The sequence below is a fragment of the Dendronalium sp. ChiSLP03b genome, assembly GCF_034531165.2.
Lineage (GTDB): Bacteria > Cyanobacteriota > Cyanobacteriia > Cyanobacteriales > Nostocaceae > Dendronalium > Dendronalium minutum.
On record NZ_JAVRBR020000066.1, the window covers coordinates 104,738 to 116,748 of the forward strand.

The 12,011-nt window shown below is 43.2% G+C and carries 10 protein-coding genes; 5 read left to right on the forward strand and 5 right to left on the reverse strand.

Annotation, left to right across the window (positions count from 1 at the left end; all coding sequences use genetic code 11):
- Position 1: 1 nt before the first annotated feature.
- Complete coding sequence (locus RMY31_RS17135) at positions 2 to 706, forward strand: DJ-1/PfpI family protein (RefSeq protein WP_322656633.1); 705 nt, start codon at positions 2 to 4, stop codon at positions 704 to 706.
- Positions 707 to 733: 27 nt separating this feature from the next.
- Here the strand turns inward: RMY31_RS17135 and RMY31_RS17140 are convergent, their stop codons facing one another.
- Both RMY31_RS17140 and RMY31_RS17145 read right to left on the reverse strand, forming a co-directional pair.
- Positions 734 to 2,071, reverse strand: coding sequence for a TRAP transporter large permease subunit (locus tag RMY31_RS17140; RefSeq protein WP_322656634.1), 1,338 nt, complete (start codon positions 2,069 to 2,071; stop codon positions 734 to 736).
- Positions 2,055 to 2,609, reverse strand: a complete 555-nt coding sequence (locus RMY31_RS17145) for a TRAP transporter small permease subunit (RefSeq protein ID WP_322656635.1) — start codon at positions 2,607 to 2,609, stop codon at positions 2,055 to 2,057. Before RMY31_RS17145 ends, RMY31_RS17140 begins: the two co-directional genes overlap by 17 nt.
- 268 nt (positions 2,610 to 2,877) lie before the next feature.
- Between RMY31_RS17145 and RMY31_RS17150 the strand changes: the two genes are divergently transcribed.
- The 3 genes from RMY31_RS17150 to RMY31_RS17160 all read left to right on the forward strand — a co-directional run bounded on the left by RMY31_RS17150 (position 2,878) and on the right by RMY31_RS17160 (position 5,895).
- A complete protein-coding gene (locus RMY31_RS17150; RefSeq protein ID WP_322656636.1) occupies positions 2,878 to 3,915 on the forward strand; it encodes a serine/threonine-protein kinase in 1,038 nt (345 codons plus the stop codon).
- A gap of 87 nt (positions 3,916 to 4,002) precedes the next feature.
- Entirely contained in the window at positions 4,003 to 5,394 is a 1,392-nt protein-coding gene (locus tag RMY31_RS17155; RefSeq protein WP_322656637.1) for a serine/threonine-protein kinase, read from the forward strand.
- A gap of 228 nt (positions 5,395 to 5,622) precedes the next feature.
- Positions 5,623 to 5,895: a DUF2281 domain-containing protein gene (locus RMY31_RS17160; RefSeq protein ID WP_322656638.1), complete on the forward strand. Its 273-nt coding sequence runs from the start codon at positions 5,623 to 5,625 to the stop codon at positions 5,893 to 5,895.
- Positions 5,896 to 6,091: 196 nt separating this feature from the next.
- Here RMY31_RS17160 and RMY31_RS17165 read toward each other — a convergent pair whose 3' ends face one another.
- The 3 genes from RMY31_RS17165 to RMY31_RS17175 form a co-directional block, all read right to left on the reverse strand.
- Positions 6,092 to 7,309 (reverse strand): M20 family metallopeptidase, encoded by a 1,218-nt coding sequence (locus RMY31_RS17165; protein ID WP_322656640.1) that lies wholly within the window; start codon positions 7,307 to 7,309, stop codon positions 6,092 to 6,094.
- Between the two features lie 265 nt (positions 7,310 to 7,574).
- Positions 7,575 to 8,255, reverse strand: a complete 681-nt coding sequence (gene bioD / locus RMY31_RS17170) for a dethiobiotin synthase (protein WP_322656641.1) — start codon at positions 8,253 to 8,255, stop codon at positions 7,575 to 7,577.
- 90 nt (positions 8,256 to 8,345) lie between these two features.
- Positions 8,346 to 10,046, reverse strand: a complete 1,701-nt coding sequence (locus RMY31_RS17175; RefSeq protein ID WP_322656754.1) for a serine/threonine-protein kinase — start codon at positions 10,044 to 10,046, stop codon at positions 8,346 to 8,348.
- An 858-nt stretch (positions 10,047 to 10,904) separates the two neighbouring features.
- On the opposite strand from RMY31_RS17175, the gene RMY31_RS17180 reads away from it, so the two are divergent.
- Positions 10,905 to 11,921 carry a ribose-phosphate pyrophosphokinase gene (locus RMY31_RS17180; RefSeq protein WP_322656642.1) on the forward strand — a complete coding sequence of 339 codons (1,017 nt, stop codon included), beginning with the start codon at positions 10,905 to 10,907 and terminating at the stop codon, positions 11,919 to 11,921.
- Positions 11,922 to 12,011 lie beyond the last annotated feature (90 nt).

The window sequence follows — 12,011 nt, forward strand, 5'->3', positions numbered from 1 at the left end:
TATGAATAATCAGCTTAAATACACTATTGGTCTAGTCATATACCCAGATATGACTCAGCTAGATATCACTGGGCCGCACCAAGTTTTTTCTTCAATGCCCAATACTCGTGTCCTACTATTGTGGAAGTCACTTGAACCTGTAGTCAGCAATGGCGGGTTAACAATTTTACCAACCACTACTTTTGATAAGTGTCCTCAACTGGATGTGTTATGTGTACCAGGTGGAGTTTTTGGCACAGTCCAAATGATGGAAGATGCCGAAGTGTTGGCATTTTTGCAGGAACAGGGAAAGATAGCTCAGTATGTTACTGCTGTTTGTACTGGTTCCTTAATTCTAGCAGCCGCCGGATTACTGCGGGGCTATCGAGCTGCGACTCATTGGGCATTTCGGGAACAATTGGCATTGATGGGAGCGCAAGTAAGTACAGAAAGAGTGGTCATAGATGGCAACCGCGTTACAGGTGGAGGCATAACGGCTGGGATTGATTTTGCCCTGACTATTGCAGGAATACTTTACGGTGAAAATACTGCCAAGTTGACAGAATTGATACTGGAGTATAATCCCTCACCCCCATTTGGAGTCGGCTCACCAGAAAAAGCGGGTGCGGAACTGATGGAAGCTTTTAAAAATGCTGGCGCAGTGTTAATTGAAGCATCGGGTGCAGCCAGCAAACGAGCAGCTTCTAAGTTATTCTCGTTACCGTAGAATTTCGGTTACTTCTCTCGCCTCGTCTCAACTTCCCAACGAAGGCAAAAAACTAACAATTCCCGGAAAGACAATAATTAACACCAGTACTAACAGTTGCAGCAGAATAAATGGTACTGCACCGCGATAGATATCTGCTGTTGTGACTTCTGGCGGCGCAACACCGCGCAGGTAAAACAGTGCAAAGCCAAAGGGAGGCGTGAGAAAAGAAGTTTGTAAATTTGCTCCCAACACCACACCATACCACACCAAATCGATACCTAACTGCTGGGCAACTGGCACAAACAACGGCACGACGATAAAAGCAATCTCAAAAAAGTCGATGAAAAAGCCGAGGATGAATACCACTGCCATGCTGACAAATAAAAAGCCTGCTTGACCGCCGGGAAGATTGGAGAGAATATCTAACATGAAGCGATCGCCATTCAATCCCCGAAAGACTAAACTAAAAGCTGTAGAACCGAACAGTATAAAAATTACCATACTGCTGATTCGCAAAGTTGTATCGCAAACCTGCCGCAAAGATTCTAACGTGAGTTGACGGTTAGTGAAAGCAAGTGCGATCGCTCCTCCGCAACCGACTGCACCTGCTTCCGTTGGCGTAGCAATCCCAAAAAATATGCTTCCCAGTACTAATAAAATGAGTATCAAAGGTGGCACCATCACCTGAATCACTCGCTTTCCTAAAGCTTTACCACCAATTTCTCGCACCTCGGCAGGTAAAGCTGGTGCTATATCTGGCTTCAAAAACGCCACAATCAACACATGTAAGGCAAATGCGCCAGCCATCATCAAACCGGGAATCACCGAACCGATGAATAAATCGCCCACCGATACACCCAACTGATCGCCCAGTACTACCAAAACCACACTTGGCGGGATAATTTGTCCTAGGGTTCCCGATGCGGCAATTACACCAGTGGCTAATTCTTTGTTGTAGCCATAGCGCAGCATAATCGGTAGAGAAATCAAACCCATCGCTACTACTGTCGCCGCCACCACACCAGTAGTTGCTGCAAGCATTGCCCCAACTAGTATCACAGCCAAGGCTAGTCCGCCACGCAAGCGTCCCAACAAAATCCCCATCGTTTCCAACAACCTCTCGGCGATGCCAGATTTCTCTAGCATTGCCCCCATAAAGATGAAATAAGGGATAGCTAGGAGAGTGTAGTTCGCCATGATGCCAAAAATCCGCTGTGGCATAGCGGTGAGAAATATGGGGTCGAATACACCCAAGCTAATTCCTAGTATCCCAAATGCGATCGCCACTCCACCTAGTGAAAAAGCCACAGGATATCCCAGTGATAGCAGTACCAATGCACCAGCAAACATCAGCGGCCCCAGCCATTCATAAGCCAGCGTCATGATTTTCCTCCTGGGGTTCTAGTCTGCCTTGAAGAATAGCCAAGTTTTTAATCGCCTGAGAAATTCCCTGGAAAATCAGTAGAATAAAGGCGACAATAATCATGGCTTTAATTGGGTAGCGGGGCAAGCCACCAGGATCGGACGATGCTTCCCGGATTTGCCATGAAGCCAAGATAGTATCCCAAGAAAAAATTATTACCAAGATACAAAAAGGAATCAGGAAAAATACTGTTCCCAGTAAGTCTGCAAGTGCTTTCTGCTTGCGCTGCCAATTACTGTAAAAAATATCTACCCGAACGTGTTCGTTATGCTTGAGGGCATAACCTGCGCCCAAGAAAAAAACTAAATCAAAAATATACCATTGAGCTTCTATATAAGCGTTGGAAGTGAAGTTGTTACCGCTAATTCGCCCTAGGTATCGCCCGACAACATTCCACACGCCGAGTATGACCATTATTAGCACCAGCCAACTAGTCAATCGACCAATGCGTTCGGTGCAGGTATCAATAATTTTGGATATTTTTAGTAGTTTTTCCAAAAGCGATCGTGCCTCTTGAATTGCCGTAAATGTAGTTTACAGCCGGAAGTATGGAGGTAATTCGTAATTCATAATTCATAATTCGTAATTAAGAGGTGTCAGATTTAACTAGAACCTAGAAGTTTGAATCTGTTGCCTTGTTTTGAAGAATTGGTGGAAATAGCCTTTTGCTTGTGTGATTAACGGTTAGGTCTTTCTAGAATTGATAAACTTCTGTTTGCTAGATGACTATGTCAAAATTAATCCAAGTCTCTGAGATGATGAACCAATGGCTTGGGTACCTGGACAGAAGCTATACCGAAATAAGTATGAAATTAAACACGAATTAGGACGGGGACGCTTTGCCATTACTTATCTTGCTCAGGATCGGGATAGCAAGAACGTTGTAATCAAAACATTGAATCCCGATCTGCTTAACCAACTAAGTAACGAAGAACGCGATCGCTTAAAATCAGGTTTTGCAGATGAATCGCGCAAACTAGCACTATGCAAACACCCAAATATTGTCCGCGTGCTTGAGACATTCAACGAAGGGGATTTACTTTGCATGGTAATGGAGTATATTCCCGGAACCAATTTAGCCAACTTAGTTAACAGAGTTTTACCAGAAAAAGAAGCCCTAGGTTACATCCAGCAAGTTGGACAAGCATTGATAGAAGTACATAAACAAGGATTTTTGCATCGGGATGTGAAACCAGAAAATATTATGGTGCGGGCGGGTAAAAATGAAGTTGTTTTGATAGATTTTGACTTAGCAAGAGGAATTGACAATCCATTAACTAGTCGCGGTGCAAGGACTGAAGGATTTACACCGATTGAACTGTATTCCAACTCTGCTAGACAACAAACGCGACGCGGCCCTTGGACTGATGTTTATTCGCTGGCTGCAACTTTATATATTTTATTAACAGGAAAACAGCCAGAAAGTGCTATCGATCGCCAAGATAACAATCAGCGTTTAACTCCACCTCAAGAATTGAACAATGGAATAAGCGATCGCGTCAATCAAGCCATTCTCCACGCAATGGAACTAGAACCAGAAAAGCGTCCGCAAACAGTAGAGACATGGCTAAAGGAATTAGGCTTAAAAACATCTAACTTTTCTCTTCCCAAACTCCCTTGGACACAACCTTTATGGGCGTGGATATTAGAGATTATGGGTATCTTGGCATTATTTGCAGCCTTGATCTCAGGAATCAAAGACGGTACAGATTTGTTAAAAGATTGGTTTCTAGAAAAATCAATACCTACAAATCCTACACTACAACAAACGCCATCATCCCCCACTCAACCACGCAATAGGTAATTACATTCTCTTTACCTACTGACGGGGAACGACCATAACAAACAAAAAGCGTGTCAAAATCAACATAAGCCATCAATCAATTTGGATATGAACTGGCAAGAGGGACAGCTAATATACAACGGTAAATACAGAATAGAAAAATATTTAGGTGGTGGCGGTTTTGCAGTTACGTACCAAGCGATGCACACTAAGTTAAATCGCCGAGTGGTCATCAAAACTCCTAATATCAGCGTCCAACGCGACCCAGACTATCCCAAGTATGTTGAACGCTTCAAAAAAGAAGCACAGATGCTAGCAATGTGTTGTGCTGACTCCCACCCTCATATTGTCCAAGTATTCGACTTTTTTGAAGAAGATGGTCGCTACTGCTTAGAAATGCAATACATAGCAGGTAAGAGTCTGTGGGAGTATGTCCAAACTCACGGGGCGTTACCAGAAACTGATGCTGTGAAATACATCCGTCAAATTGGTTTGGCCTTAGTTGATGTACATAAAAAAGGAGTTTTTCACCTCGATGTCACTCCTCCCAATATTATGCTTAACTTTGATCCGGAGATTGCTAACTCTGGTAAAGCAGTGCTGATAGACTTTGGTATTGCTGGGGATATTTCTCCACCTAGTACCCTTTCCAGGTCTTTTGGTAATAAGGCATTCGCACCTTATGAATTAGTCCGAAAAGGTAGTCGTCACTCAACAGTGGATGTTTACTGCATAGCAGCTTCACTGTATTATGCTGTCACTGGACAACGCCCGACTAATTCATTTGACCGCAAGTATGAACAAGAGGAATTAGTACAACCCAAGCAACTAATACCCAGTCTTAGCGATGCTGTTAATCAGGGAATCTTGCAAGGTATGGCATTAGAGGCAAAAGACCGACCCCAGACAATGCAAGAGTGGTTAAATTTACTCCCTTCTTTGCAAGCAGGGACAGGTTTTGCAGAAATTGAGAGTAATTCAACAGAATTGATATTAGCTTCAGATGTAGGGGTAGACTATCACAAACTGGAGAATTTACTCAAAGCGGGTCAATGGAAAGCAGCAGATGAGGAAACAACTAGGTTGATGTTGAAAATTGCTGGCAGAGAACAGCAAGGGTGGCTTGATATTGAAGATATTAACAAGTTTCCCTGCACCGATCTACGCACAATAGACCAAATCTGGGTGAGATGCAGCAATGGGCATTTTGGTTTTAGCGTACAAAAGCGGATTTGGCAAGAAGTTGGAGGTAAACGTTTTGCTAATATAAACATTTACATTACTTTTTGCCAGTATGTCGGATGGTATAAAGACCCCGAAGGATGGCTAATGTACGAGCAAATAACGTTCAATACTAAATCTCCCGAAGGTCACCTTCCTGCGTCTCTGTTAATCTGGTTATGGCAGCGTTATGATTCGAGATTTAGCAGTGGAAAAACTATAGCTTGGTGGGATATTATCACCTCTCTTTCATTGAGACTAACAAAATGTAAACTATAAAGGTTTTGTAAATTAGTAAGAGTAAGGTACGGTGAAAATAGCGCCTACAAACCGCATCTATACAGGTAAAAACAGGTCTGTAAAGATTACAAAACTTTTGACTTTACCACCTTTAATATAGTGATGTGCTAAAGCATAAACTCTAAAATTCACAAAAAGCTACAATCAACATTAGATAAGATATAAATTAACACCCACCTTTTCAACTATCTAAACACAGGGGTAATAATGACTGTTAAAGAACAAATTACCCAAGAACTAGAAAAATTACCTGAACCCTTATTGGAGGAAATATTAGACTTTGTGCAATTTTTGCAAGCCAAGCATCAAACAAACAGTATATTTTCAGAGAGCCAACCTGCTCAAACGCTTATAACAGAACATACTTTAACAGGTTCTACTGCTGAAAATTTATTAGAATTCGTGGGTAGCTGGGAAGGTTCTGACATCAGAGAATGTTTGCAACTAGTCCATGACAGTCGGCTGCCTCTAGAATTTTAATTATGAATCTGTAGAAATCCTAAATAATTCATGAAAATCTTTCTTTATTCTCTCTGAGTTCTCTGTGTCTTTGCGGTTCGTTTAAAGAAAATCTTTTTCACAAATTAGATAGGATTACTATTGTATGGAAGGGTGTACTGCCTCGTATTTGCGTGAGACAAAAAATTTCAAATTGGTATAATTAACACCCACCCAATTAATTTAAAAATTTTTCTACGCATCTCACAAATATCTCCACACCCATTGCCAAGGCGATTTCATCAAAATCAAATCGGGGATGATGATGAGGGTAAGCCAAATCTTTCTCAGGGTTGGCAGAACCTAAAAAGAAATAGCAACCGGGAACTTCTTCCAAGAAGAATGACATATCTTCGCCGCCCATAGTCTGGCACTCAGGTACAATTCCTACAGGTGTTTCTATAACTTGTTCGGCTTGCGATCGCACCAATTCTGCCATTGTGGCATCGTTAATCACTGGTGGATACAATTCCTGATATTTCAAGTCATAATTGGCACCATGACTTTGACAAATTCCAGCAATCACCTGTTCGACACGCTGTTTAAAAAAGCCTTTGTATGCTGGATTAAAATACCGCACAGTTCCTTTCATACTGGCTGTATCAGCAATCACGTTGTGTGCTGTGCCTGCATGAAGTGCGCCCACAGTTACTACAGCTGAATCAATCGGATTAACATTACGAGCGACAATAGTTTGCAAAGCAGTAACTATTTGGGCTGCAACCACCACAGAATCTACAGTTTGATGGGGTATTGCACCATGTCCACCTTTGCCCAAAATCGTGCAGTCGAATAACTCAACAGCTGCCATCAATGCCCCACTGCGAACACCGACTGTGCCCAAGGGCAAATTATTCCACAAGTGCAAGCCGATAATCGCATCCACATCAGGGTTTTTCAGTACCCCAGCTTCAACCATCGGCTTAGCACCTCCTGGCCCTTCTTCTGCTGGCTGAAAGATAATTTTGACAGTGCCAGCAAAATCTTCGCGGTGCTGCTGGAGATAGTAAGCTGTACCTAAAGCGATCGCTGTATGTCCGTCATGTCCACAAGCGTGCATAACTCCATCATGTTGCGATCGATAGGGCACTTCGTTGAGTTCTTGAATTGGCAAAGCATCCATATCTGCCCGAATTGCCAATACTTTCTCAGCACCTAGTTTGATACCCTTAATGATGGCAACAATCCCAGTCTGGGCAATACCAGCTTGATGCTCAATTCCCCATTCTTGCAGCTTTTGTGAGACAAATTCAGCAGTTAGTTTTTCTTTAAAACCCAACTCTGGTTTTTGATGTAATCCCCGCCGCCACTCTACCAATTGTGGTTGCAATGAGCGAATCGAGAGGCGAACACGTGATAAGTCAACAGAAGATGGGTTGGGAAAAGTGGAAACCATTGTAAAAACAAGCTAGTTATAAACAGCTAACTTAGGTCATTTTCCCAGTTTAATCGTTCTGAAAGTGTTAAGTTAATCGCCATTCGAGGATGGAGAGTGGGGAGGAGGGGGATGAGGAAAACACGGGGACGCAGGGACGCGGGGAATAACCACTGACTATTGTACAGACGCGTAGACGCTCGTAAGAGCGGCTTCTCGTAAGAGTATAATCGCGTCTCTACTACTGACTTTTGCCTATTGCCTATTGCCTTCTGACCACTGATTCCTAACTTTGTAATGTTTCCAAATCGAGATTTGATGCAACTTGGGCGAGTTTATCTAAATCATTAAGATTATCTAGATAAGGCAAACAGCCTAAAACTGGTGTGTTAGTCAGTGATTGAATCAAATCGGGTGGTGTCCAGTCGGCTATTTCTGCATCTGAACGGGGTTGTACGCAATTAAGCACAATGCCTTTAAGATTCACCCGTATTTGCCTAGCTAATGCGACATTTGCTACTGCTTGAGCGATCGCACCTAGTCTGACTGGCACTACCAACACCGTTGGCAGCCGCCATTCTCCTGCTAAATCTGCCACTGTTAATTCATCTGTGACGGGTGAACCTAACCCTCCCAAAGCTTCAATGAGAAGGAAATCACGACGCGATCGCAATTCTGACAAAGCTTGCCAAACTACTGCTAAATCCACCTGTCGATTTTCTCGCGCTGCCGCAATGGGAGGGGCTAGAGGTGCTTGAAAGTACAACGGTGTAATTTCTTCAGCAGATTGTTCCAGTGTAAACACTTGTTGATACCATTCGCGATCGCCAATCCCTGATTGAATCGGTTTCATGATTCCCCAGCTACGCTGCGGATAATATTTTTGCCAATAGGCTGCTAAAGCTGTGGTTAAAACAGTTTTACCTGCCTCGGTATCAGTTCCAGTAATCAGTAGTGCGTTTAACAATTTTTAATATTCCAAAGTCAAGAGTTTAAAGTCAAGAGTCTAAAATCCGAAGTTTATGACCGTTGACCATTAACTAGTTTATGAGTGAATTTAGGGTGAAGTGCTTGGCTCAGGAAATGGCGTGAATGTGCTATCAACGGGTGGGCTGTTTTCTCCATCAGTTGTTGGGGTTGGCGTTGGCGTGATTATTGGTGTCGGTACGATTATTGGTGTTGGCGTAGGTGTTTGTATTGGAGTTTGTGTTGGTATCTGTATTGGGGTTTCTATAGATGTTTGCGTGGGTGTCGGCTCAAGCGCTTTTTCCAATGCAACATTCAGGTTGTAATCGCTTTCGGCAACTCCTGGCGCTAAAGTTAACTGAATGGTGTATCTACCAGTAATTGGTAATATTCCTTGATAAGATGTTACTTGCAGGGCAGTACTATCGATTGGTTGTTGGTTGGAACCAAAGACTGATAGCAAAATGCCACTTCCTTGGTCAAGAAATGCAGTTAACTTGGCTCCTTGTTGTCCAAAAAAGCTGTACTGAATGATTTGATTTGCCTTAATAGTATCTTCAACTATGGTTGTGCCAGATCCTCTCAAATTCAGGCGTTTAGTAGATATTACTGGTTGGTCGTTAGTAGGTGTAGGTGTGGGTGTTGGTGCGAATGTAGTGCCACCAGAAACAACTGGCGAAGGAAAAGTTTGCGGTGGTGCCTCATTTTGTGGTGTTCTTGACTGATTACGGATGGAACTTACCAGCGCCCAAGAACCGAATCCTGCCAAAACAACTACAGCACTACCAATTGCCCCGATCGCTAATGGATTATCTAAAACTGAGCTACTACGGCTGGGTGGAATTACGGGGTCAGGTTTGTTATTGGGCGCAATTGGTGGTGATACCGGGTCAGGGCGGCGGCCAACAGCAACTGTTTGCAAGTTAGACAACTCAGGGGTAGGGACACTGGGTAGTTCCGGATATTGTAATGCTTGGGCTACATCAGCAGCACTTTGGTAGCGATCGCTTGGTATCCGATTCAACATCCGATTCAAAACCTGAGCAAACTGCGGATTTACTCTCACCCACCTTTGCCAATTCCAAGTTAGTTGGTTTTCATCAAATAAATCGCTTGGTTCTCGACCCGTTAGCAGAACTATCGCTGTGACTGCTAATGCATACAAATCGCTATTTGGATAAGCGCGTCCTGTTTGTATTTGCTCAATAGGAGAGTAGCCTAATTTTCCCACCGTAGTGACTGGCGATTCGCTATCTGGAGACTGCAAACGCGTTGCCAGTTCTTTTACCACTCCAAAGTCAATTAACACCGGTTTAGCATCGCTATCTCGCAAAATAATATTTTCTGGTGAGATATCCCGGTGAATAATCCCGCGACTATGAATATGCTCTAGTACAGGTAATAAAAAGCGTATTAACTGCAACACTTCTGTTTCACTGAAGGTTTGACCAACAGCTTGGCGATCGGCTAATAAAGTCCGGTATGTCTTACCAGCAACATAGTCCTCCACCAAAAATAAGCGCTGGTCTTGGTCAAATTTTTCCCGGAATTTAGGTACTTGTGGGTGTTCAATTTGATACAAGATAGTAGCTTCTCGCTGGAAAAGTTCTTGTGCCTTCTCCCAGGCAGAAACTCCCGTTGCTACAGTCATCAATTCCTTGATCGCGCACAGTTCGTTAAAGCGCCTTTGGTCTTCTGCCAGATAGGTTCTACCAAATCCCCCTTGTCCGAGAATTTGAATTACGCGGTAACGATTTTGCAGGACAGTGCCAACTATAATGGGTGGTTGCATGATGGATCGATAGAGTGTGGTGGCAACTGAGGAAGAAGTCACTTACAAAGATAAATCCAAGCGGCGACAGACAGTTACCTGCGGCAATATTCTATCCTAACCAAGGGGTACACCCCCAGAGGGAGATGGGGAGATGAGGGGCAGGAGAGCAGAGGGGTAGAGGGGCAGGGGATCAAGGGAGCAGAAGAACTAATTGAATTCCTCCCCAGTCACGCCAGTTCGCTCAACGGATAGCGAAGCGGTAGCGAGTCATCGAGCGTCGGGAACCTCCGCACGCGACTGGCTCCCCAGTCTTCAGTCCCTCTTTCACACTTAGCGGTGAAAATTTTTTTATTGAGACTGCCTCCTGTCTTTAAGCACAATTCACCTATATGAGAGTTAAGCTAACTTCGTAGGCTCTTGAAGTTTTTTGGTGTAATTTACAATCGGAAATATAGTTTACTTAGTTTATAATTTTGTAGCTAAGATTATAAAATATTCAGCGAGCATTCAGATGCTTCTGGGGCATTTATTCATAGCTGTTTCTACTTTCGCCAGTCCCAGTTCAAAATTACTCAAGTTATGAAGGATTAGCTCGCAGTTATAAATAAAATGGAGAGAAGCAATACTCTATCTACTCCCTGTTGGATAAATTGGAGTATTTTCAGACCAACACAAAATATATTAACGATGAGAATAGTTCCCAGATTCGATGTTCATCTAGGCAATCAAAGGTTTTTACCACAAGCACTCAAAAGGAGCCAACGATAATTGTATGGAGAAATGTTTAAAGTTTGTATGAAAGCTTTAACAAAAATCACAGATGTTTTTTTAGCTTATTTCAGTTAAATCTGCTAATTATCTAATGATAGTATTGCCATGAATGCACATCGAGGATCTGCTGTGCTCAGTTCTGCAACTTTAAAAGTGCAACCAGCTGCAACAGGACTGACTGAAAATCATCGCCTGCGGCTATTTTCTGGCTCTGCCAATGTACAACTGTCTCAAGAAGTCGCTCGTTATTTGGGGATGGACTTGGGGCCAATGATTCGCAAAAGATTTGCGGATGGAGAACTATACGTTCAAATCCAGGAATCGATTCGGGGTTGTGATGTTTATTTAATCCAGCCATGTTGTCAACCCGTGAACGATAACTTGATGGAATTGCTGATCATGATTGATGCCTGTCGTCGAGCTTCTGCACGACAAATCACAGCAGTAATTCCATATTATGGCTATGCCCGTGCCGATCGCAAAACGGCAGGACGAGAGTCCATAACTGCCAAACTAGTTGCGAATCTGATTACAGAAGCTGGTGCTAACCGCGTTCTGGCAATGGATTTACACTCGGCTCAGATTCAAGGCTATTTCGATATACCCTTTGACCATGTTTACGGTTCGCCAGTATTGCTGGATTACTTGGCAAGCAAAAACTTACCTGACCTTGTGGTTGTTTCCCCTGATGTCGGAGGTGTAGCACGGGCTAGGGCATTTGCGAAAAAGCTGAATGATGCTCCGCTAGCCATTATAGATAAACGCCGTCAGGCTCACAATATTGCTGAAGTCTTAAATGTCATCGGCGATGTCAAAGGTAAAACGGCAGTTTTGGTGGATGACATGATCGACACAGGCGGCACAATTGCCGAAGGTGCGCGGTTACTGCGTGAAGAAGGAGCAAGTCGGGTATATGCCTGTGCAACCCATGCAGTTTTCTCCCCGCCAGCAATTGAGCGATTATCAAGTGGCTTATTTGAGGAAGTCATTGTTACCAATACGATTCCTCTGCCAGAAAGCGATCGCTTTCCCCAACTAGTCTTGCTATCAGTGGCGAATCTGCTAGGAGAAACTATCTGGCGGATTCATGAAGACAGCTCTGTGAGTAGTATGTTTCGCTAGCAAAGGAAAGACTGTTAACAGAAGGTTGAAGAGTTAAATACAAAGTATGAAGTTTTAAAAGTTATTTATTCTTCATCCTTTCTTAATACT